Origin of the sequence: Alteromonas sp. Mac1 (assembly GCF_001562125.1) — a bacterium.
Taxonomy (GTDB): Bacteria; Pseudomonadota; Gammaproteobacteria; order Enterobacterales; family Alteromonadaceae; genus Alteromonas; species Alteromonas stellipolaris.
The window spans coordinates 78265-102171 of the sequence record NZ_CP013932.1 but is presented as its reverse complement, the minus strand read 5'-3'; the positions used below and the strand labels follow the sequence as shown (position 1 = coordinate 102171).

General features: G+C 40.4%; 16 protein-coding genes and 1 tRNA gene. 9 read left to right on the top strand and 8 right to left on the bottom strand.

The annotated features are described in order from the left end of the window. From dptG to AV939_RS00440, 4 genes are read left to right on the top strand one after another with little or no spacing between them, the layout of a single operon-like run. On the top strand, nucleotides 1-1317 hold the full coding sequence (dptG, locus tag AV939_RS00455; RefSeq protein ID WP_061996759.1) for a DNA phosphorothioation-dependent restriction protein DptG: 1317 nt from the start codon (nucleotides 1-3) through the stop codon (nucleotides 1315-1317). Continuing rightward, nucleotides 1298-6379: a DNA phosphorothioation-dependent restriction protein DptH gene (dptH, locus tag AV939_RS00450; RefSeq protein WP_082745993.1), complete on the top strand. Its 5082-nt coding sequence runs from the start codon at nucleotides 1298-1300 to the stop codon at nucleotides 6377-6379. Before dptG ends, dptH begins: the two co-directional genes overlap by 20 nt. Then, nucleotides 6376-7449: a hypothetical protein gene (locus AV939_RS00445; protein WP_197427688.1), complete on the top strand. Its 1074-nt coding sequence runs from the start codon at nucleotides 6376-6378 to the stop codon at nucleotides 7447-7449. The genes dptH and AV939_RS00445 overlap by 4 nt, the downstream gene beginning before the upstream one ends. A 2-nt stretch (nucleotides 7450-7451) precedes the next feature. Then, nucleotides 7452-8606 (top strand): potassium channel family protein, encoded by a 1155-nt coding sequence (locus AV939_RS00440; protein ID WP_061996755.1) that lies wholly within the window; start codon nucleotides 7452-7454, stop codon nucleotides 8604-8606. A gap of 101 nt (nucleotides 8607-8707) precedes the next feature. Here AV939_RS00440 and dndE read toward each other — a convergent pair whose 3' ends face one another. From dndE to dndB, 4 genes are read right to left on the bottom strand one after another with little or no spacing between them, the layout of a single operon-like run. Next, on the bottom strand, nucleotides 8708-9052 hold the full coding sequence (dndE, locus tag AV939_RS00435) for a DNA sulfur modification protein DndE (protein ID WP_061996753.1): 345 nt from the start codon (nucleotides 9050-9052) through the stop codon (nucleotides 8708-8710). Continuing rightward, complete coding sequence (gene dndD, locus AV939_RS00430; RefSeq protein ID WP_061996751.1) at nucleotides 9045-11015, bottom strand: DNA sulfur modification protein DndD; 1971 nt, start codon at nucleotides 11013-11015, stop codon at nucleotides 9045-9047. The genes dndE and dndD overlap by 8 nt, the downstream gene beginning before the upstream one ends. Beyond that, complete coding sequence (gene dndC / locus AV939_RS00425) at nucleotides 11015-12712, bottom strand: DNA phosphorothioation system sulfurtransferase DndC (RefSeq protein ID WP_061996749.1); 1698 nt, start codon at nucleotides 12710-12712, stop codon at nucleotides 11015-11017. The genes dndD and dndC overlap by 1 nt, the downstream gene beginning before the upstream one ends. Further along, entirely contained in the window at nucleotides 12709-13800 is a 1092-nt protein-coding gene (gene dndB / locus AV939_RS00420; RefSeq protein WP_061996747.1) for a DNA sulfur modification protein DndB, read from the bottom strand. Before dndB ends, dndC begins: the two co-directional genes overlap by 4 nt. 125 nt (nucleotides 13801-13925) lie before the next feature. Here dndB and dndA point away from each other — a divergent pair, with 125 nt between their 5' ends. Further along, the gene (dndA, locus tag AV939_RS00415) at nucleotides 13926-15050 is read left to right on the top strand and encodes a cysteine desulfurase DndA (RefSeq protein WP_061996746.1); all 1125 of its coding nucleotides are present in this window, start codon (nucleotides 13926-13928) and stop codon (nucleotides 15048-15050) included. Nucleotides 15051-15107: 57 nt separating this feature from the next. Here dndA and AV939_RS20110 read toward each other — a convergent pair whose 3' ends face one another. Further along, a complete protein-coding gene (locus tag AV939_RS20110; protein WP_197427687.1) occupies nucleotides 15108-15317 on the bottom strand; it encodes a hypothetical protein in 210 nt (69 codons plus the stop codon). Between the two features lie 707 nt (nucleotides 15318-16024). On the opposite strand from AV939_RS20110, the gene AV939_RS00405 reads away from it, so the two are divergent. Next, nucleotides 16025-17491 carry a hypothetical protein gene (locus AV939_RS00405; RefSeq protein WP_061996742.1) on the top strand — a complete coding sequence of 489 codons (1467 nt, stop codon included), beginning with the start codon at nucleotides 16025-16027 and terminating at the stop codon, nucleotides 17489-17491. 40 nt (nucleotides 17492-17531) lie between these two features. On the opposite strand, the gene AV939_RS00400 is transcribed toward AV939_RS00405, so the two are convergent. Beyond that, nucleotides 17532-18149 (bottom strand): hypothetical protein, encoded by a 618-nt coding sequence (locus AV939_RS00400; RefSeq protein ID WP_061996740.1) that lies wholly within the window; start codon nucleotides 18147-18149, stop codon nucleotides 17532-17534. 269 nt (nucleotides 18150-18418) lie between these two features. Between AV939_RS00400 and AV939_RS00395 the strand changes: the two genes are divergently transcribed. Continuing rightward, nucleotides 18419-18667, top strand: coding sequence for a DUF2960 family protein (locus tag AV939_RS00395; protein ID WP_057794924.1), 249 nt, complete (start codon nucleotides 18419-18421; stop codon nucleotides 18665-18667). Between the two features lie 151 nt (nucleotides 18668-18818). Here the strand turns inward: AV939_RS00395 and nhaC are convergent, their stop codons facing one another. Together nhaC and AV939_RS00385 are read right to left on the bottom strand one after the other, a co-directional pair. Continuing rightward, nucleotides 18819-20204 (bottom strand): Na+/H+ antiporter NhaC, encoded by a 1386-nt coding sequence (nhaC, locus tag AV939_RS00390; RefSeq protein ID WP_061996738.1) that lies wholly within the window; start codon nucleotides 20202-20204, stop codon nucleotides 18819-18821. Between the two features lie 114 nt (nucleotides 20205-20318). Continuing rightward, a tRNA-Arg gene (locus AV939_RS00385) sits at nucleotides 20319-20395 on the bottom strand. 277 nt (nucleotides 20396-20672) lie between these two features. Here AV939_RS00385 and AV939_RS00380 point away from each other — a divergent pair. After that, nucleotides 20673-21080, top strand: coding sequence for a c-type cytochrome (locus tag AV939_RS00380; RefSeq protein ID WP_013786129.1), 408 nt, complete (start codon nucleotides 20673-20675; stop codon nucleotides 21078-21080). A 107-nt stretch (nucleotides 21081-21187) separates the two neighbouring features. Beyond that, on the top strand, nucleotides 21188-23788 hold the full coding sequence (locus AV939_RS00375) for a sensor domain-containing phosphodiesterase (RefSeq protein ID WP_061996736.1): 2601 nt from the start codon (nucleotides 21188-21190) through the stop codon (nucleotides 23786-23788). Nucleotides 23789-23907 lie beyond the last annotated feature (119 nt).

The following is a 23907-nucleotide window of genomic DNA, read 5'->3' as shown; positions in this document are numbered from 1 at the left end:
GTGCTTAAGTCAGATTTAAAAGTTCCATCAAGTAATAGCCTGAGTACATTTATCCCATTTTTAAGAACAAAAGATAAACATTACAAATTTTGCTGGGATACTGTTCTTGGATATTTTGTTCATTCTGCCTATAACAAGGCGTTACTAAACATTGAACTTGACGGGTTTAAAGCGCTTTGTGGAAAACGATTTGCTGAAATACTTGATGAGCCAAACTTTTGGAAAGAAATAGAAGCGATGTACTTCGAGAACGAAGAGCTTTTTAAAATTTCACCAGAATTATTAATGTTTAAAGCGACAAAAGATGAAATTGACCCTAACAGCAAAAAGCTTGGCGATACGCTTACTAGTCTGTTAAACGATTTCTCTGTGGATTCTTCGCCTGAGACAAACTTAAATATTCTTGCAAAAGAAATTAAAGCTCAATTTGATGCATTTTACGTCTCGACCAAAGTTAAACAACCGGTCAAGAGAAACCAAACTCCATACCTACCGTTTTTAACAAAGTGCTTCCAACAGGATTTGGAGTTTCTTAATTCGCGCCCCAGTTATTTGGTTGCGCAGTTCTCTGACTTCATAAAGCTTTACAGCTTTCTATACATTTCCCAGTTGGCGCTAAACATAAAAGATTGGAAAAATGGGGCCCCATCCCATAAACCGTGTTTTTTCATTGTTGACAACGAAAAAGCGAGTAGAGAACGGACTCACGTTCAAAACTATGGCTATGGGCAATTAGTAGAGTATTTGAACTACCTTTTCCCTTACTTAGTTATAAATGAAACCCTACAGAAAAAAGGAGAGACAAAGCCCTTGTGGCAGCTCTTTGAGGCTATTAAAGGTGACACAGCGGCCCTGTCTAAATTGAATCAATTTACGGAAGATTTTAGCGATGCTCGTTCAAAGTTTTTCAGAAATCACACATCGGTCGAAGAACAAACACTTACTGAAGATGCTATTCAGCAGCTACTCAACTTGTCCTACTGGCAGTTTGACAAGAAGCGAGGCACTTTGGAGGAATATAATCAAACAGCAGTTAAAGGTGTTTTAAAAACAATTTGCGCCCCTTTCATTCAAAAACGTGGACAAGCCGGTCAAGTTCTTACATTCAATCAAGACTATATTGTTTTACTCACTAACTTAGCAATCGGAGAGAATGAAAAGTTGCGTTTGCATGAGTTAATAATAGCCTTTGAAAGTCGTGGAATATATTTTGACAAACAGAGCCAACAAAATTTAGTCAATTTTTATGAACGCATGGGAATAGTTGAAAGAATGAGCGATAGTGGAGATGCAGTATATGTCAAAAAAACAGTTTGAAGATTTCCTTGTCTCTCATTTTAACAATTGGGCCGAGCAGTCTCTGATCTCAGGCCATCGCTATCAGTTTACATCCCCAGACAGTGCTAGGGGTCAGAAACTTCACTCTGCTTTTTTAAAACAGCAATCGAGATATGTTGAAGTAAAAGGTACCAAACTTCCTTGTATTGAGTATGAGAAAGCTTCACTAATCCCCGTTTTTCATAGTGATGAGAGCGGATTTTCAGAAAATTTCATATCACATTTACGTGACGAAATAGCAGCCCAGCCAGAAGTACTAGATGGCTGCGCCCTACTCATTATTCACAACTCGTCTTTAGATACAATAATCAATTCAGCTGAAGACGTTGCACAACAAGGGCACGTTTGGAACCCTGAAAATATAAAGCATATGCTTTACCAAGAGCTTGACCAAAATGATGAGAAGCTCAAAGTTTCTGAATGCTTACTAGACTATCAGTTCGACCAAATTCTTGATGACAAAGCGACTATGTTTGGCTTTGAAGAGCTTTATAATGCGGTGTCTGATGGCGACCTAAGATTTCCAGAGCTGGGACTATTAAACGACGAAGCTATTTTGTCATGGAAGAACGAAGAACAAATACAACTTCGCATACAAGAGAATAAAAGACTAAGCGATGAATTAAATTTCATTACAGAGCATTTTCCTAATGAACTTCCGGAAAAGCTTGCATCTCTAGATTTCAGTGAGACTTTTGTAAAGGAGCATTTTGAAACAGAAAACCCCGACCAATGGCGTGAAAGTCTTGAGCTTGAGCAGTGCTACCAAGAGCAGCAAAAAAATCGTACAAACCTTCTGGAATTGGAAAAAGAGTCGACTTTATTTGGCGAACTACTAAAAAAAGGTAAATCAGATAAAGGTGCTGGGAAAAGAGAACGACACCTGATATTGCTTCTTGAAGAACAGCAAAGCGAGTTCAATCTTGAATTTACTTTTATTAACGGGCGCATTTCAACGTCTAGCTGCACAATACAGCATAATAAAGAACAGCCCCCTATATCTATAGACATTAACAATAGTGGTGGGATTAGAAGCAGAGTTGTACTAACTAGCAATTTCGGCGGAGAAGCTCGATACTTCTCTCTTCAAGTCAAAACGGATAAGCCTCAAGAAACACATAAATTTCGTATATTAGTTCTTCGAAAAGGTGACTTCGATGTAGCTCACTTTGAACATATATGCTTAGTAGACCCAGCTAAGAAATGGATAACACTACAAACTGACGACCAAGCTTTGCAAGTCAGTGATAAACAACCGACTTTCGTTATTACCGAAAATTATCAAGCAATTTCTGCTGCCGATTACGGCATTGTTGACTTTAAACAGCTTGCCTCAGAAAAAGATGAAATCTTCTTCTGCGTACAAGGTCAGTACAGTGAACTATTATTCAATGTAGAAGGTGAAGTATCGACTGAATCGTTAACTCTTCCTTTACTGTTAGATCAGGGGCGGTTTAACTACCTGTTTGAAAAAGGCTACAACGGTCAATTCAACAGGAATAAATCAAAAGTACTTATAGATGGTAAAGAAATTGCGCCCAAGCTGCGAAGATTAGAACTACTTCAAAATGAAGCGCTCCTTCTAGATGAGCGAGCACTTTCAAAACATTACGCTTCAGACGACGTTTGCTTAGACGACATTAGTAGCGATTACCCTGATCTTTTTGCTGAATATAATAAGCTTTTCGATTACTTAGTAACTAACAGAACATTAATCAGTATTGCCGGTTGGGAGCCGGACTTCAGAGAAATAGTAGCGAGAATAGTTGATATATATATCAATGAAATTTCTAAGATTCCTTTTGATGCCCCGCTAAGCCAAGCACATAAGAAGTTAGTACTAATAGGCTTTGCTGAGTTTGAAGAGCGCGAAAGCATTCAGGAATATATTACTCCATTCCACCCAGCAGTATTAGCCTATAACTTGAACGTAGCAACCGCTTTGCTTAGCGATAAACTCGACTCAGGCAGCTTCAAAGAATTGCCTTCGATCACGATAAACCGATTGAGTGCGCAAGGTTTACTACCATTTATCTATGACCCTACTCATGATTTTTCCTATAACCATGCGGAAAAAGAAAATGTATTTTGGTCTAGGTTAATACCACAGCAAGATAGTAGCTATGACTATGTTCGCGCTTTAGTTTCAGATAAAGTCGAGAAGTTCACGGCAGCATTTAAGCACCTATTTACTGCAGGTAGTAAAACAACACTAATCATAAACTCTGTAAACAACTTACATAATGAAGAGCTATTTTTAGGCGTTGTAGATTATGTAAAGCGTAAAAAAGGTAAAATTACGCGCATTCATGTAAACCTATATAACGAAGAAGACTATTACACATGGTTCGATAGATTTGCAGACACTGCAAGTTACGATGATATAAAAAACCTATGTGAATTAAACAAAGGGTCAATCAAAGAACAGGCTGATACGATTGTTGACCTGCTACGCACACGACTAACCTACAGTAAATTTCTGATCACGGACAATCACGATTCTCAAGCGTACGCACATATATGTTTCTTTAAAAATAACGAACGTGTTAGAGCCGAAGATATAAACGTTCTCAAGCAAAAAAGCGGAGTTGTTTGTCGTGGTTTAATGCCTGGCGAAGCTGCATCTAATAAGCACGGTAGCTTTTATACAGCTTTTGGCTTAGAGGGAGTAAATACGGAAAACTCTGCACCTCTGAAGCTTATAGAAAAGTACTCTGCACTTATTAAACCAGCTCGCTCAAACCATGTGCAATATACACCGACAAGATCTCAGGCATTAGTGGTAACTGACAGTTTTAAAAAGCTTCTTAATGTCTCGTACAAAAATTCAATTTGGACCACCATTATCGATCCCAAAGTAACGCTAGATTTCTTTGAGGGTGAAAAGGACATGGTACTTATCCATTATTCAGACAATTACACTAACTCAGTTAACTATGATGCCATCACGGTAACTGAGCAGACTGACCTGTATCACAAGGTATTGGATAACGATAACGGCGGTCTAATCGGAGAATTTAATGCATTCAATGGTGAATGGTTACTTAACTTGGTTACCGCTAATAGTAATGAGCGAAAGGAAAAAAGAGGCATTTTAGGCGCATACAAATTTGTTCACTGCCTACTACACAAGTCAGACATTACGTGGGTACCACTCTCTATCGCTGAAATTATCAGGGTAGCGGGAAATCTTGGCTTAAAAGCAAAAGAAAGTGACTTTTCGAGATTCTCTCAGGGCTTCAAATCTGGCGCTATATCAGACGACGTTTTATTTGTAGGCTTCAAAGACCGCAAGCTTATCCTTCTACCTGTTGAAGTTAAAACGGGCAAAAGACAGACCCACAGCAAAGGCGTGACGCAAGCTAAAGAGCTTAAACGCTACTTTGAAGAGCTATTAGGTGAAACCAGTTTAGCCAGTCATTTGTATCGCGGTTTGTTTATTCGTCAGATTATGATGCAAATCGATAAGTATAAGCTTTATGACGTATACCCAAATGACTATTTCAAACCAGTTACAGACAACTTTGCTTGGTGGTTACAAGGTGATTATAGCCTAGCGCAATTAACCAACTACCCAGAGGCAATGTTGTTCGTAAATGTCGAGGATAAAGACTTTACTAAGGCCAGCTTTACTCAGGTTCTAGATGTCTTAAAAATAGAGATTCCAGCAGGTGATTTGACAGATTCACAGGGCAACATAAGTCACCTACTTCGGACACCACTACAGAAGCTCTACGCTGAATTAAAACCAGTAAACCTATACCACATAGAAGATAACTATATTCTGGACGGTGAAACCCAAATAGAACCAATAGCTTCTTATGCTGGAAGTGATGAGGATTCACCCGCAATCAGTACTAAAGCTGCCAATGAAACAGAAAACAAAACGGCAAGTGAACAGTCTGAGCCACCTACCGAAACAGCCAGTACGCAGCAAATAGAAGTAAAGCGCAAGAAAATGCCGGAAGGCGAGTTACTAGAGCTTTATCAACGCATTATCGATTGCTACTACAGTTACAATATCCCAGTTTCTAAACCTACAAGCGAAGTGCCTTACGTTGAAGGGCCAGCTTCGATACTTTTCAGGGTTGAACTTAACCCTGGCACGGACCCAAGAAAGCTATTTGAAAAATCTCAGGCGCTGAAACTCGACCTAAGGCTTGAACAAGAACAAGAAGTTGGGTTCGCGATAGATAAGGGCTGCGTGACAATCGATGTGCCCAAAAGCGACAGCCAGCGATACTATGTTGACCAAGAGGACATCTGGCCGTCTTGGGAGCGCCCTATTAACGCACTGGAAGTGCCATTGGGTGAAGACCGGTTTGGCAATGTTGTAAAAATAAACTTTTCATCTTCTAACTGTCCTCACCTTCTTATCGGTGGCACAACAGGTAGCGGTAAATCAGAAGCGCTCAATACAATTTTGTATGGGATGTGTGAGCACTACAGCAATTCTGAACTAAGACTAATGCTGATTGATCCTAAAGGTACTGAGCTCAACGATTTTGAGCGATACCCTCATTTACTAGGGCAAATTGGCTGGGACGACGCTGACGCACTCCAACTCTTGAGTGAAGCGGTTGAAGAGATGCAGAGTAGATATGCAACGTTCAAAAAAGCCGGTGTTAGATCGCTGCCAGATTATAACGCGAAAGTGAGCGATGAAGAGCGAATTCCTTGGTGGGTTTTAGTGCTAGATGAATACGCGGACCTCACTTCAGATAAAGACATGAAAAAAGATATCGAAGCCGAACTTAAACGCCTAGCGCAGAAAGCCCGTGCAGCCGGTATCCATCTAATTATTGCTACTCAAAAACCCAGTGGGGATGTGATAAGCACAAACCTTCGTTCCAACCTTCCTGCACAGTTAGCATTGCGAGTTAAGAATGGAACTGAGAGCAGAGTTATATTGGATGAGCAAGGGGCTGAAGTCCTTAATGGGAAGGGCGACTCTTATCTAAAGTCGGAAGGTAAATTAAGCAGAATTCAGTGCGCAAGAATAAGCAACAATAGTGAAAATACTACAAAGAGTACAACATGATAGAAACGGAAGATATTCGTATTAGTTTACGACAATTGATTTTAGACCCAAACAACTATCGCTTGGCAGATGAAAAAGAAGAAAGCCAAATTGCAGATGAAAATGCGGAGTCATTACAAAACGAAACTTTAGCTAGACTCAAAAAGCAAAGGCTTGGTGAGCTGAAAGACTCCATAATAAACAACGGCTTTCTGGAAATGGAAAGAATCGTTGTAAGGCTCTTAAACACTGAGGAAAACTTAAAGAAAAAAGATCCCAAAGATAAAAAATATATTGTCGTAGAAGGTAATAGGCGCACTGCAGCTCTTAAAAGTATACAAGAAGACTATACCGAAAGGGTTGAAGAAAACGGAGAAATTAAATATAAAAAAGGTATTTCAGAAAAGCTGATTAGTAAATTTGATTCCATAAATGTCCAATTTATCGAAGGAGATGCAAAAACAATCAAAGACTACTCCGCCACTTTAATGGGAATCAGACATGTCGCAGGACCAAAAAAGTGGGACGGTTTTCAAAGCGCAAAACTAATTAACGATTTGTTCTATGAAGGACGTTCATTTACAGAGATCGGAAATTTAATTGGGATTACTAATAGAGAAGTAGGGCGACGATTCAGAGGATACCAAGCTTTTAAACAAATGAAAAAAGACGAAAAGTTCGGTGGCCTTGTAGGTTCGAGACATTATGGACTGTTGCTTGAATTTTTGTCCTCGTCAAAATCTGGTAAAGAATGGCTAAAATGGAATGACACAACCTATCAATTTGATGAAACAAAAAATCTTGAAATTGTATATAAAGCGATAACACCAAGGCAAGATGAGCCTCCTGAAATACGTAACCCAGGTGATGCTAGGAAGTTTGTTTCTCTTTTAGGTACTGAGTACAGAGAGGATATAGAAAAAGGTCACAGCATTCATAGCATGCCCGATCCTGATGATTTGAAACCATCTGGCAAACTTAAACGCGTTATTAGTTTTATTTCATTTGTGGAAAAAAGTAATTTTTCACAGGAAGAGGAAGAGAAGTTAGCAGATTTATTAAATGTAATTAAAGGGAAGATTGGTGAGTGAATATGAGTTCATTTAATTACATTAATTTTATCGATTACTTAAAAACACAATTAGACGAAACTAATAACGCTGAAATCAATGGATTTGAAGTTTTATTCGACTACCTTAAGGACTATCCTCCTGAGTATCTTGAAGACGACGACTCAGACTTTTTTAGAGAAGAAATAGACAGGCTTGCCCAAGACCAAATTGATGAACTTGTTTACACCTTAAAAGACAGTGAAAATGACTGGCTAGAAATTAAAGGTGAGAAATGGAGAATTAAAGATAATGAGTCTAATCAAGGTGAAACAAAGACTAAACTTTACAGCAAATTAACTGCAAAAGAAGCAGCTCTCTTAGATAAAAAATCTGGAGATGTCGACTCTGAAGAGCGAACTGCCCTTGTTAATTTGTATAATAACAAAGTCAACTCATTAGGTTCAGTCGAAGAAAAGTACCATGTGGCGAAGCTGATAGTCGATAAATTTATTTACACCGAGGATGGAAAAAAAGAATATCATCAGTTTCTGATAACTGCCGGTGAAACGGGAAGTGAAAAAAAAGATAAGGATTCATATAAGTATTACGAACATTTAGCAAAATTTTACAGACAGAAATATGAACACGAATTATCTGCACAATGGTATAAAGACGCTGCAAACACGGCGAATATCTGTAATGAAAAAGAAGAGACCATACTAAAACTTACTAGAAACGAGCGACTTCAGTTTGAGCAAGCTGGTAGGGAAGAAGAAGCAGCGGAAGCGTATATTCGAGAAAACGATTTAATTGCAAAGGTAGACGGTCGAAGAAGAACGCGCTTTATTTATTCTTCTTTAAAACATGTATCAGATTACTTTCAAAACCCTAAAAAGGTTGCTTGCGTCGCCATTCTATTTATTTTAGTTTCTTCTTTCATTTTCTCAATTTCTGGAATAACGCCATCGGGAGGTACAGTACAATCATGGAGAGCTGGTAAGTTTTTTTCTGTTGAGACAATTACAGAATTTGGAGATGCTTTATACTTTAGTGTGGTTACTTTCACTACACTCGGTTATGGTGACTACACTCCAAGTAACATAATCAGTAGAATTGTAACGATTTTTCTTTCCATTGGGGGTCTCTTACTAGCAAGCCTATTTTTGGTAACATTAGTAAAAAGGTATGGAAGATAATAAAGAAAACTACAAAATTTTCTTACAAACCAACTGTGCAAGAGCTGATGTTCTAAATATCAGCTCTTTCTATTTTTCAAAAATTGAATGAGAATAGCTATTTAGATATTTCTTTTATTTAGAAAACTAATTCCTCTATTCAAATGAAGCTTCAAAAAATCTGCAAACAATGTTTCGTTCATAAACTTTTTTTGCTTTTCATATGCTAGCCTGAGTACCGCTAAATAAACGTCCGCATACTCCCCAGCAAAAACTTTCCAACTCATCTCAACGTTACTGTCAGATGGTATATCTTCAGCTGGTGGAACAGTCTCTTCCGCAAGAGACATACACAAAGCCCACCTGCAGAGTACATTCCAGTTTTCAATACCTGTTCTTGATTTAAGACGGATAAGCTGTTGTTTTTGCTTCTCAGATAGCCTGATTGTATCGATAGTGTTAGCCATTGAAATAGCCCTCTGAAATGGTTGAGGATTTAGATTCTTCGTCAAAAGCAATTTGATATTCACGATTTACATACGACTTCAAGTCATCGTAATACTGCCCGGTAATTTCCTCGTCAGTAGAAAGAAGTAATACTTGGCTAGCGGCTTTAGGGAAGTAATTCTTTATAAGCTTGGTTCGATGCTTGCCGTCCAAACGCCCTAATGGCGTATCGATAACTGTTGGAAGCTCTTTGCCTGATGCTTCAGCCAAAGCTGACAGGATAGCAATTGCAAGCAACTGCCTTTCACCTGCAGAAAGACGACCTGGTGCCAGTTCTCCCCCTTCCTGACTAAGTAACGTTAAAGTAAAAGTCTCTGTATCGACTGATACATAAGTTATTAAACTATCTTTACGAGTCAGCCCGATGAACTTTTCTGCAATTTTTCGTTCAATCAGCGCTATGTTTTCTTTAATCATAGATTTAGCGAAACCATGCATAGTAGCCTTTAACTTGTTCACATGGTCACAAACTTGAAGTGCACGTTTTTGCTCAAATGTATCTTTATTTTGCTGAGTCAGAAGGCCTGTATACCTTGTATTTAACACGTCACGCTTTGCGATTGCTTGCGCTAAAAGACCTTTACTATGTTCCAGTAAGGTACTTTTACTCTCAAATTCCGCTTCAAGTGCTGCAAGCTCACTTAAAATAGCTTTTACATCGTTATAATCCGGTATTGCTTCTTCTTGCTTGCCATACAAAGCTTCTTTCTCTTTTAGCTCTTCACGGGCCTTAATTAGCTTTCTGCGCTCAGCCTGCTCGCTTGCAATACGCTCATCAAGCCCAGTAAAAATACTTAATGGTAAATTGATATAGCAGTTGCTAGCAGCAAAACTACGGCGCTCGCTTTGGTTATCATCTACGAGCTTGTTGATAGCGTTCAGAGTGTCATTGTCCACGTTACCTTGAGTTAACGTACTCAATATCTGCTCTTCATATTCAGAAATTGATGCGTCGAGTTCTTTGGCTTGTTTTGCTTTCGCTTCTATCGCTATCTGTTGTTTGGTTTCGTCTAATAGCTTGGGTATAAGCCCAAGCGGACACGCGCCAGCATCAATCTTTACCCTTTGCTGCAAGTTGTCTTTTAATTGACGATCTATAGCGCCTAGTTCAAATTTAATTGAGTCGCGCTCTTCAATAAGATGAGCTCCAGATATACGGGCGGTCTGTCTCGCTTTATTGATTGCCAAATTAAGGCCACTAATATCCTTTTCTAAACCTGCAACTTCATTTCTTAAAGAGCGTAAAACAATATCGTGCTCGCCTATTTCATCTTCACAGTCTGAAACTCTTTTTATTAGGTTTTCATCAATATTGCTTTTTTTACGTTCTTTTTCGATAACAGTTAAATCTGAACGTAGTTGAGTGAGTAAATCTAAGCCTAATAAATTCTCTAGTCCGGTTTGAATAAGCTCAGAGCTTCTTTCTGGGTTCGCTAAGTTTTCAATTTTCTCACCGTCGAAGAAGAATAAATCGGATAATGACTGCGGTATAAATTCGTTAACGAAATCATCCCAATTAGAACTTACAAATTCATCTACCTCGCCGTTACAAAATACTTTTAATTTATCTTTTGTATTTTCAGGGCTGCTAGCAACCGACCAAGAACGCTTAACTATAAAAATGTATTCATCAGTTTCAGCTTTATGCGTAAACTCGAGCGTTAATGAAACACTTTCAGATTGCTCAGAAAACCTATTTTTAGTACCTGCTAAAAAAGAGCCAAACGCTTGAGTTCCACGATTGGAGCATTTGGCGTGTTTTCCGTATAAAACCAATTGCAGCGCATCTAAGAAAGTCGTTTTCCCTCCGCCATTTAAGCCGCCGAATAATACAATAGGCTTTTCTTCTGTTACCGTTAAATCGACAGTGTGGACACCTTTGTAGATTCCAAAGTTTTCTATGGTTAGTGATTTAAGTTGCATTAGACGTTTTCCACACTCTCAATCAATAGAGAGCTATAACCATCTTCTTTCAATGACTTCGTTATAATTGCGATACTCTCTTCAAGTAACTCTTGCTGTTGCTGCAATTCTTTTACAGCATCATTTTGGGCGTTTTCCGCTTGGGAATTAGTTATCTTAATTTGGATGTGCTCTAACTCGATTTGTCTGCGGTGCCTTTCTCGTTCTAACGCAAACTTTTTTGCGTAAAATAAACTATCAAATGCGCCTTTATCTAAAACGTCGTTTAGTTCGTCTTTTAACTTAGCTCGGCGAAGCTGGTTCCTGTATTTATTGGAAACATTGAGCACCGCTCGCATTTGTTGGTAAAGCAAACCGTCTTCATCGCCCTGCTCTGCACAATGTGCTTTTAACTTGTCCAGTACGCTCTTGTTCATTATGGGATGATGCGCCCTACGCTTACCCGGGTAGGCCTTGCCAATAACTTGCTCGTAAATTAGAGGTAGCGAGTCTTCCGCTTCATGCTTATCGTTGAGCCAAACCTGTCGAATTCCCTCTAACTCTTCAATTGCAATAAGTTCTAAGTCACTAACTTCTGGAGGTGCCATTTGCTGGACCGCTACTTGAGCCTCTAGTACTTTTCTAAGCATATGCTCTCTAAACGACTGAACATATGGGCCGGGCACAAGATCCGCACCGTGCTTAGTTACATGAACGGTTAGAGTTCCGTTCATTCTTCTAAAGTCGCGGTTACCTTTGTCTCTTCTTAATTTATCTAGCTTTTTGTCGTGATTAGCATCGTTAACTTCAATTTCATTTCTGAGCATAACGAGCGGCATCATCCACTCTTTTTCGTCGTCGTTAGCGATCATGGCATTCATCGATTTATCTTCCGAAACCATGGTGCACACATAACAACCAAACCGACTATCACCACAGCTTTGTGTCGACTTATCAACAACAAGAGGGCATTCACCACCTTCTGTAGCGCCTTGGTACATGCCCATAAGATCATGATTTGGGAAGTTCCATGGGTTTTTAATACTATTTAAGTAAATCCATACATCATCATTGGTCCAGTGGGCTATCGGGGCATACACCCAGACTCGGTCTAATGAACCATTCTCTGTAAGCCCTAACGCTTTTCGGGTATTCGTCTTTGAGTTTTCAAATCTATCCATACTGGCCGCTCGTGCCGAGCTTTCAGCTTTTCTAGTACCCAATACTAAGATCGCTTCGCCATTCTTGTCAGCAAGGTTCTGAATAAAGCTATTAGAAGGTGATATTTTAAGCCTATCAGTACACCAGCGAAATTTAGCTCGTGGGGCTGGATATCCTTTGCCTATTAAGTTGTACCAAAAACGATTTTTCACTTCAGGAACTAACTTATGAGGAATAATCGGCAGTTTCTGCTCTTCAGCAGCCGCTTTCATTTTCTCTAAGGACTTGTTTACCCATGAAGACACAACTGGATTTTCAACCAAGGTGTCGGTACTGATTACATGCACTTTTTTTTGTGCTTTGCCTTCCTTCACTAATTCTTGAAGGGCATACCACACCAACTGTAATGTCGCGGTAGAGTCTTTGCCGCCGCTATATCCGATAACCCAAGGGATACTGTCACTAAGGTAGAGTTTTTTCACATGTTCAATAGACTGTGAAACAGAGTTTTTTAAACCAACCTCATTAAAAGCTGATTGAGTACTTACTTGGCTCATTGTTGAGTAACCTCTTTTTGTAGCGCCTGTTCCGCCAATAGTTCGATTTCAGACAGCTCAATACTCATCAATTGTTTGATTTTAATACACGTTAACTTGGCCGCTTTTGTATTGTTGTACATACTTCCGTTTACTACGCACCTTCCCGCCCAATCGGAATTGCTCCTAGACCAATCGACTTTTTTCAATCGCTTTAGAGTTTGTTTCCACTTTTTGTCATGCCTGAGTAACCAACAGCCAAGTAGCCCTAACGCATGAAAAGTAACGGAGTACGCGTTTATTGATTCTTCTCTTATTTCACCGCCAGAGGCTTCGTCGTTACAGACGAGTATCCAACTCGGCATGTTTACTAAAACTTTATGCCAGTACTCTGAAGCAATAGGTATTAACTCTTGATAGTTTGCCTCGGTAATATTGCCTAAAAGCGCCTTTGTAGCAGTGTTCACTGCGCTGTGACTTACTAGCTTTTTAGAGCGAGGCCCAAGGTTACTTTTTTCCATGTGAACAAGTTTGCGAAACTGCTCGCTTTCGAAAATTATCGTTTTTGATAGCTTTGCGTCAGGACTATCGCCGTAAGTGATGCTTAAAGATGAATCGGTCTTCACTGGGTAGAGATTTAAATCTTTAAAAATTTTCTGACGTTCCTCTAAAGATTTACTTGCGAAGAAAACAATTGAGATTGTTTCATCACCCAAGGTTGGATCTTGAGTTAACGCTTCTTGAATAGCTCCGTTCCGATGCTGCCCGTCAGTGATATATAATTCTGCATCTTCATCAATAACTAGAGTGCCAATTTTCTGCTCGTGCTTAGCTTCGCCAATAGCTAAAAATTCCGACTCACCATCAATACACGCCGTTAGCGCTGAGAATACATAATCATCCCTGTTGCCTAATATGTAATTAGCAATATCAGGAATCCGCTCCTCATTGATAATCCGCTGCGCTCGTTTATCTACAGGCAGTTGCCCTTCATCAAAACTGAATATCTTTTTCAGTCTTTTTAAGGGGCACATTACGATATAGTATTCGTCATTTGCCTGCTGTCCTTTGATTGCCGGAAAGGACATCCCTGATGCTATCTGTGACATATTTAGACTTTAAGTTAATTGAAGTTCGTACGATTCGAAAAATGTTCTTACGAACAAAATGGTGGTATAGTACAACACAAATTTCAAGATGTCGCCTGTACCTTGGTAAGTATTAATAGAAAGTGATGACTACATATTTAGATTACAACGCAACTGCCCCCGTACTGTCAGAAGTAGCAGATTTAGTTTTTAAACTAATGGTAGAAGAATACGGAAATGCCGGAAGCAGAACTCATTCATTCGGTGCCACTGCAAAACAGGCTGTTGAAAAAGCAAGGAAGCAGGTAGCCGATGTAGTTAACGCTGATAAGTCAGAGGTCATTTTCACAAGCGGCGCCACAGAAAGTAACAATATTGCGATTCTGGGCTTAAAAGAGTACGCCGAAAAGAATAACAAAAAACACATCATCACTACCGCCATTGAACACAAAGCGGTACTTGAACCTATTGAAAACCTTGTGAGCCATGGGTTCGAAGTCACTTACATCAAACCCGATCAGTCTGGAGTGATTGATGTAGAAAGTATCGGTAAAGCACTGAGAGAAGATACCGTTCTAGTTTCTGTTATGCATGTTAATAACGAAACCGGAAGTATTCAGCCAGTTGGAGCCATTTGTAATTTACTAAATGAGCACAATGCCTATTTACACGTAGATGCCGCTCAAAGCTTTGGTAAGTTAAGTGACGAACTGGATAACAAAAGAATTGATTTTATCAGTGCTAGTGGGCACAAACTTTACGCGCCCAAGGGCGTGGGAGCATTAGTAACTCGAAAGCGTGGTTTCTTGAAAGCTCCGCTTAAGCCAGTCTATTTCGGTGGTGGTCAAGAAAAAGGGCTTAGGCCTGGCACTCTACCTGTCCAATTAATAGGAGGTTTTGGCTTAGCCTGTGAATTGGCTCAAAAGAATAAGGTTGATTGGCAGAACCACAGCACAAAATTAAAAGAAAAATTCTTGGATTTAATTAGTAGGCTTGGAGGAAAGGTTATCGGCGAAAATACTTCCCCTTTCGTTACTAATTTTTATATACCCGGAGTGAATTCAGAAGCGGCGATGGTTATGTTGAAAGATGTGATAGCAGTTTCGAATGGTTCTGCTTGCACATCTTCAAGCTACCAGGCATCACATGTTTTAACTTCGATGGGGCTTACTGAGGACGAAATCGCAGGGTCTATTAGAGTTTCTTGGTCACATATGACTGATGACATTCCATTAGAATTAATTGAAGAACGTTTTAAAAGCCTAATTTAGATTGCTGCTTGGTTGCCAAAGTGGAAATCAAGCAGCATATTACTAACGCTTCAACAGTTAAGACTTTGCCGTTATTTGCATAATAACTACGTGTTCATCTTTCCAGTCAGCTCTATCGCAATTTTTGTACTCAGCAATAGAAATAATTTCTTTAACGCCAATAACCGCTGCCTGTTTCCTATTCTTGAAATGCAAATCTAGCTTATCTTGCAATTCGCCTTCTCTTTTTTCTATAATTTTGGGCTTTGCTCTTGTAACTACAACCAAAAACGCTTTTTTTGCAGACTTTTTGGTTGAAGCAGAGAAAAACTCAGCGAGTCGCAAAACATCTTTTGTTACCTTATGAAGGCCAAGTCTTCTCTTTATCTCTATAAGATGAGATAACTTCTTTTGTTACGAAGTTCGAATAACCAAGTCTATTCGACCGTTCCTAGAAGACTCTGGTAGCGCTACGTTCAGCTCTTTCGCTATCTCTTTAGTACTCTTCTCTAGCTCAAAAGAATAGCCCTGCTTTTTCGCAGACTCGGCTAACTTTACACCTAAATAATACTCAGGAAGTTCCCAAAGAGTTCTATCTAAATCCTTTAGCGCGACATTGGATATTTTTTTACTTCTTCTGATAACTTAAATTTCATACAAAGACATTACTATGACTTAATGCTCAGAACATAATGCAAAATATATTGACTTCAAAGGAAAGTTCTTTATATGTTATTAAGGTGATTTGAGACAGCGGATCGCATTTCACATAGAGAAAGAAAATTTGCAGATGTGGGTTCGAATCCCGCCAGGATCAATCAGGGATCCTGTAGCTTAAAAGGTTAAAGCGGCAATATCGTGTTGAATAGCATGTTTTCCATGCGTTACGACGCGGCCAAATGGTTATTTGGTCAAAATAATAGTCGTATTCAGCCTTTCTTGGCTCAGTGCCAATAGGTTTGCCCTATTGGCACGATTTTAAATCAAGGAAGATTATGCTAATCATTTTTCAATTTTCGTATACGGATAGTCGGAGGTTTCTATCCCAGGAAAACTCTTGGCTGAAAAAACCATCGTGGCCAACTCCTCAAAATAAACACTTCATTCGCTATGGCGGCCCTACTGTAAAAAGATTAAAGGGAGGTGCCAACAATATAGGCGAAGGAACTATTTGCAGCGTCAATAACACCATCAGCTTTCCTCGCCCTCCATTTATAAGTCTTGCAGAAGCCGATGCACCATCTAAAAAGAAAATTATAAAATGTAGGCGCGTCTTTTCTCGCTTTTATTTTGATGGGCTATGCAGCGGTAAGTATGAAATTGGCTTAAGGCCAGAGCTTGGCAAATGCGTGTCTTTACAAACAAGTAGTATTAATTCAATTTTAGATGAGCTTCTAAATACTATATGTAGTGTAAAGTCAACTTCAAAAAGCAAAGTGGAGTATAAAGTAGGAGAACTCGAGGACGCACTTTCATTTCATTATCGTTTAGCCACTACTCCGAACTCATGGATAACTGAAAATGAAATCCCTAATTGGTGGACAATAAAAGGGACTCCTCTAATTTATATAGAAACTGAAGCTCGCGATAAACTTCTCATCAAAAGCAATGGTTTAAACGTTCCAATATATAACAACACTATCTTTTTTCGGCAACTTTGGAAAAAATACGCGAACAATAAACACTTTAGAGTATGGCACCGCCATGCGAATAGTAGGCTTTCCGTTGAAGAGCTAGATAGAGCAAGAAAGTTGAGGATGATATTGATGAGGCTTCACTCGGATAGAGAAGCTTTAAATTCTCTTCTAGGAAACATCTCAGAAGGGCATTTGCGACCTCAAGCTAAAACCCCCGAAACGGACAACCTCCAACTTTTCATTAGTACGGCAGTTTCCCGAATTGTAAGAGATGAAGAGCGCGTAGGCTCACTTAGTGAAGAGCTTTTTAGTGCAGTTATAGAGACATATGAAGCTCTTTCTCCCGGAGAAACAGATGAAGTACTTCAAAAAATAAAACTTGAACTCAACTTTAGACCTCAAGCTTTTAAAAAACTAAATAAGCTACTAAACCGCGAGGCAAAAAAGGTAAGGAAAACTATTGTGAATAAAACTCAAAATTTCAATATCAACGAAAATTACGGAATAGTTAACATAGAAGGAAAAATATCACACATTTTCAATGAGATAGGAAAGATAAACACAAACAAAACGGATGCGGTAGAGGTAAAGCAGCTTATCAGTAAATTGGCTTCTTATGTTTCCGAAGTATCAGAGAAACACGCCGACCCTGACTTGGTTGAAAACTTGGAGCGAGTAGTTGCCGAAGTCAATACGACAAACCCCAAAAAAGAAATTTTAAATATTAGTTTCGATGGCCTTATAGAGGCGGCACAGAAAATAAAAGACCTTGGAGTTCCAATCATTTCGGTTGTAACCCAGCTCAAGCAAGTTCTCATAGGCTAAAAGTGCGGGGTAAATTTGTAGTATCATTAAAAAATTTACCTTAAACCAACCCATGAAAAATCTCAACCGCCTTATCAAAGTTTTCATCATGCTCATAATAAAGCTGACTTAGTCGGCTTTTCTTTATTTGGTAGGTTTCGCTGGCAAAGGCTAACGCTTCTCTGAAGCTCTCGAATTCTTCATCGAACACTTTAAACACTTCGCGCTGCGGTTTGGCTACCCGCGTTATGCTGCCGTTCACTTCATAGTCGAACCCAGAAAATTGAAGCCGTGAAAGGGTTTCTTTGCCTAAACGCATGCCGCCTTTAAGGCTTATTTGAAATGCGGTGTCCATTTCTTCAATTTCATCCATGCTCCAGTGGTTAAACACTCTAATGGCTTTTTTATACTTTGCTGCCAATAGTTTTTTTAACACGGTTATTCTGGGTTCTAGCGTGCCGCTGTTTTCATTTTTAAGTAGGTCGAAGCATTCATTGCATGAGGGTGCTGAAATAAAATCAGCGCTGGAGTTTACGTCTCGCCAGTCGTGAATAAATTTTATGGGTGGGATAAAGTCGGGGCGTGCGGCTTCGCAGCCACAGTAAATACAGCGGTTAAAGTCAGCCGAGCGTACCGCGTTTAGTGGTTCGTAGAATTTTTGATAATTCTTTACTGACATGCTGATATTTGCTACTTGCTATTTATTAAAGAGTCTAGGGCTATTGATGCTAATAACGGTAACACAGCTAGTTACTAGGAAAAGTTAATTGTGCCGTTTTAAAAACAAAAAAATGCCGCCTAACATGCCAAATGCTGAGCCGAATTTAAGCTTAATATCCACCTTGCCTCGATGGTTTTATTGTTAAGCTTTTTGATTACGTACCGCTAATTGAGTTTATAATGGCGGTTAAACAGTTTTTGAATTGCATCGACCAACCTGAGTAGAACATGGCCCATAAAGTACGTTATAAGTTTAATGGTGTGGCAAAAGAGATAAATTTTTCATACAGCCGCTATCAAAATATGCATGAAGCAGTGGCCGATGCTGAGGGAATAGACCTTACCCAGTTTTTGCAAACTGAACAGCAACTTGCCTCAATCAGTAAAGACAAAAAAACCGTAAGAAATTTCAGAGATGCCGAATTTGTAAAAATGGGCTTTTCTGATTTGTACTTCTTAAAAAATGGTCAAGAATGATGGCTCAACTCCCTAATTCGCATAGCTATAGTTAAATGATTTGTGGGCATTAGTACGCGCAAAGTTAAACGTTGAGAACGCGTTGGAAAACGGGACAACAACCCCGTTTGAACCATTAGCCGGTTTAGCAGGCGGGCTGCTTATTGGTACGTCAGTGGTGTTGTGCCCTTTTTCCTTTCAATAAACCTACGCCCAATGCAGCCATGGTGATCGCAACAACACCATTTAGATAGTTAAAAAATGCATAGGGCGCGTAGTCGAGAACCTCAACCCCTAGGGTTGCAGAGTAAAACGCCCCCGCCGTTGTCCAAGGAATAAGGCCCGTGGTCATGGTGGCGCCTTCTTCCACTGACCGAGACAGTACGGCAGGATCAAGCTTCTGTTGCTGATATTTTGATTTAAACAATTGGCAATTTAAAATAATAGAGATATACGCCTCGCCCATTGCCACGTTTCCTAAAAAACCAGATGCTATGGTAACGGCGATTAACGTTGCGGTGCGCTTTACCCTTTTAATAATGCCCGACAATAACGCCGCTAAAAAGCCTGTACCGTGTAATATTCCGCCCAATGCTATGGCCATTAACGCGAGTAATAGCGTCCAACTCATACTGCTGATGCCGCCCCGGCCCAATAATGCATCTAAATTTGCGATACCTGTATTTTGTGGGGTGTTTTCCCAAAGTGCATTAAGTACGCTAATTGTGTTGGTGTCTTGGTAGAAAATAGCGATGATAACGGCAAGAAGAATGCTGCATGACATGGCGACTTCAGCTGGGACTTTTTTAATGCTCATAACCGTTAGCAACACCAGCGGTAACAAAGTAATGTAAGGCGCAAGGTTATAGTGGCTGGCAAGCGCTGCTTTGATTTCGTATATCCCCTCAACATTTAAACTTTGGCTTGCGTAGGTAAATCCCATAACTAAGAAAATTACGAATGTTAGAAGAAAGCTAGGCAGTGTAGTTAGCAGCATGGCATACATATGCCGATAAATAGTGGTGCCCGCACTCATCGACGCGAGATTGGTGGTATCAGAAACCGGAGACATTTTATCGCCAAACGTAGCGCCACAAACCACCATGGCGGCAATAATAGGTAGCGGTATATTCATGGCTTCGCCAATGCCCATTAGCACTACCCCCATAGTACCCACCGTGCCCCACGACGTACCTGTGGCTACCGACATTACCGCACACAGAATTAGTCCCACCGCTAAGAATATACTAGGGTTCAGCCAACTTAGGCCGTAATAAATGAGGGTTGAGATAGTGCCGCTTTGCATGAAGCTGGCGATAACCATTCCAATAAGGATAAAGATATATATTGCCGGCATTGCCCGCGTTAATGCACTGGTCATTAGTTCACGGATTTGCAGGTACTTGTACCCCAAACTAAACGCATTAATACCAGCCCAAAGCAAACACAAGAAAATTAATGCATGCAGGCTAATGCCTAAGCCAAATAAACCGCCCGCTATCAACGCTACAATAACGCTGAAACATAGCAATGACTGGGCAAAGCTGGGGCTACGCATAGAGTGAGGCGAAGTTAAAGACAAGTTGGCGCACTTAAAAATGAAGTAGTGAGAAGGAGTATAACTACTTTGAAAAGTCTTGTGACTAAGAAAAATTAATACATTTGGAAGAAATGGCGCACCCGACAGGATTCGAACCTGTGACCTTCGCCTCCGGAGGGCGACGCTCTATCCAGCTGAGCTACGGGTGCATTGATAATGGCTTAATATGATAAAAATTTAACCTGTTCTAAAGGAATAAGAACGCGGTGTTGTTAAACTTCCTGCTTAAGCGCGGCGTAATAATACTTAGGCCATGGGCTCGCATCAACTGGTTTGTGTAATTCTCTTACTTTAATGGGTTTTGAAAGTACTTTATCCCTACTTTTTATAGGTAATTGATAGCAAATAGTTGTTCGCCCTTGAATTCCCGTTATAATCTGGCCAGTTATACTTTAATTTAAAGTTCATGATTGCCTGGAGACAGATGTGAAATTGAAAACCTGGTTTATTGTTGCAGCTACAGCACTTACTGTGTTTGCGGCGCAAGCACAAGAAATGAGTAACGACGATATTGCTAACCGTATTAAACCGGTTGGTCAGATACACGTAGCTGGCGCGGAAGCTGCTGGTCCTGCTGCTGCAGGTGGTGGTGCTAAGTCGGGTGAAGATGTTTATAACTCTGCCTGTGTAGCGTGTCATAGTTCTGGTGTGCTTGGCGCACCTAAAGTTCACGTAGCCGCTGATTGGCAGCCTCGTTTAGACGAAAAAGGCCTAGATGGCGTATGGCAAAATGCCCTTAACGGTATTAATGCAATGCCTCCTCGTGGTACTTGTGCTTCGTGCTCTGATGATGAAATTAAAGCCGCAATTGAGTACATGATTGAAGGTATCTAGCCTTCGACATTTACTAACAATTTGTTGGAAAAAGTAGCGTTTTTCGAGTAGATCGGGTAATTTAACCGCATCTAAGAATAAGCTCTTTTTACTTGCCGGCGAACGGAATGTCATCAGATTCAACGCAATATGAGTTGACAGAAGAAGAGCTGCGGGAAATTATACCGCAGCTTCAACAACTCACTAATAAATATAAGCGTGCTGAACGAGTTCAGAAAGCGCTATTCGACATTTCCGAGCTTGCAAGTTCTGTTAGTCATCTAAACCGTCTTTACACCGCTATTCATGAAATCATTGCCGATTTCATGAACGCCGATAACTTCTTTGTTGCCTTCTACGAACAAGACAGCCAAATTGTCGACTTCGCCTATTTCGTTGACGAATTCGACGAACAAACCGTAAAGCAATTACCTGCCGATTCATTAATGGATGGCATGACGGGTTTTATATTGCGTACCGGTCAGCACTTATTTTATAAGCGTGAACAAGAAGAAGTGTTCGCTGAAGATCACGGTATTAAATTAGTAGGTTCTCAGCCTTTTGAGTTGCTTGGGGTTCCACTTAAACGTGGCAGCCAAGTGATTGGCGCTATGGTGGTGCAAACCTACGATGAAGGTGTGCATTACACCCAAGAAGACCTAGAAGTACTGCTGTTTGTTTCTCAGCACATTGTGACCACGGTTGACCGGGTTAAAAACCGCGAACTTACCGAACGCACTATTCGTGAACGTACTCGCCAACTTCGAAAAATAAACGATGATCTTCAAGAAGAAATTCTTGAGCGCCAAAAGGTAGAGTCGTTACAGCAAGCCTTATTTGAAATCTCCGAATTAGCTGCAAACTTAGAAGGCGACATGTCGGTCTTCTATTCTAGCCTGCACGAAATTCTAGCCCGCCTAATTAGTGCACCAAACTGCTTTATCTCTATTATTGATGAATCGAAGCAAATGCTAGAGTTCCCCTATTTCAGCGATATGGTACATGCGGAAGTAGAATCTCGCCCCATGGGATTGGGGTTAACTGAATTTGTACTGCGTACCGGCCAGGCTGAACTAATTAACCCGCCAAGGGTGTTAGAGTTGGCTGAAGCGGGTGAAATTGACGTGTCTATTGCTCAAACCATGTTAAATAGTGCCAACTCTTGGCTTGGTTCGCCGCTAGTGGTCGATGGTGAAGTGTTTGGGGTTATTGCGGTACAAACCTATGGTAAGCATGCCAAATATACGGCAAGAGACTTAGAGCTACTGCGCTTTGTTTCACACCATATCGCGGTAACCATGGAGCGCAAGCGCAGTACCGAAGAAATTCAACGCCATAACAGTGAGCTAGAGCTCAGGGTTGCCGCGCGCACTGCCGAGCTCGATAGAGCCAATAAATACTTAAAGCAGCAAATTGAAGAGCGTAAAGAAATTGAGCTTAAGCTTATTCACGATGCGCATCACGATTCACTTACCGACCTTCCAAACCGCTCGATGTTTACCAGCAGGCTTGAACTAGCCATTGCCAGTAAGCAGCGTTACACCGAAAATTACTTTGCGGTGTTGTTCATCGATTTAGACCGATTCAAAGTTATCAACGATACCCTAGGCCATCACGCGGGTGATGAGTTCTTAGTTGAAGTGGCTAGACGTATTGCATTATGCATTCGTGGGCATGATTTACTGGCCCGCTTAGGCGGCGATGAGTTTGTGGTTTTACTCGATAACTTTGAAGATTTAACCGATGTGCAAGAAGTGGCATCGCGTATTATCAACTCAATCTCCGAGCCTTTTTTGTTGGAAGGCCGAGAAATGTATTCGGGTGCCAGTATCGGCATTGCTAATTTAGAGTCGTATTACCGTAGTGCCGATGAAGTGCTGCGTGATGCTGATGCCGCCATGTATCAAGCAAAAACCTTGGGCCGTGGCCGATTCGTTATGTTCGATAAGAGCATGCGCGACCGCCTCATTGAAGAACTTGAGCTAGAGAACGAATTCCGTCGTGCGTTGCGTGATGAAGAGTTTGAATACTTCTTGCAGCCTGTGATTGATTTAAGAGACAACACAACGCTTTATAATGAGATGTATGTGCGTTGGAGCCACCCTACTTTCGGCAAAATAGCGCGCGAGCAGTTTCGTCAAGTGGCTGAACAAAGCGGCTTAACTTTAGATTTAGATTTATTTCAAATGCGTAAAGCCTGTGAGTTATTGGCTCATGCGAAAAAAACTGGTGAAGATACTGGCCGCATTGCGGTAAATGTTTCTATCATTCATTTGCTGCAAGCGTCTATGGTGAATCAAATGATTTCGCTTATAGACGAATACAAAATATCGCCTCATGATTTGGTATTTGAGTTTGATGAAAACGATTTGAATCGCCGTTCTCAGTTTATTTTGCCTGCTATTAAAAAGTTAAAGCGTGCGGGGGTTACCTTAGTGTTAGATAACTTTGGTAGTGGTTTAGCGTCGCTTAGTTACTTATTCGCTTACCCGTTTGATTTCATCAAAATTGACCATAGATTTGTGCGCTCGCTGCCTCGTTCGCAGCGAAACCTTAAGCTTATTCAATCGGTGATGCTTATTTCTGAGCACCTTAAATTTAAGGTAATTGCCGAAGGGGTTGATTCACCTGCACAGCTAAATGCACTTACAGATATTGAGTGCAATTACGCTCAAGGTAAGGTGCTTACTCGCGCAACCGTGCTTGATATGAAACAGCTAGCAGGCTAGCTGTTTAACTAAGCCAAGCTGTTTGTTGCTATATTCCCCTGCTAGTTATTACTAACACCTTTTAATTCAGATTATCAGTGCAGTTTGTTGCAGGGGCCTGTACTACCTTACGTTCATAG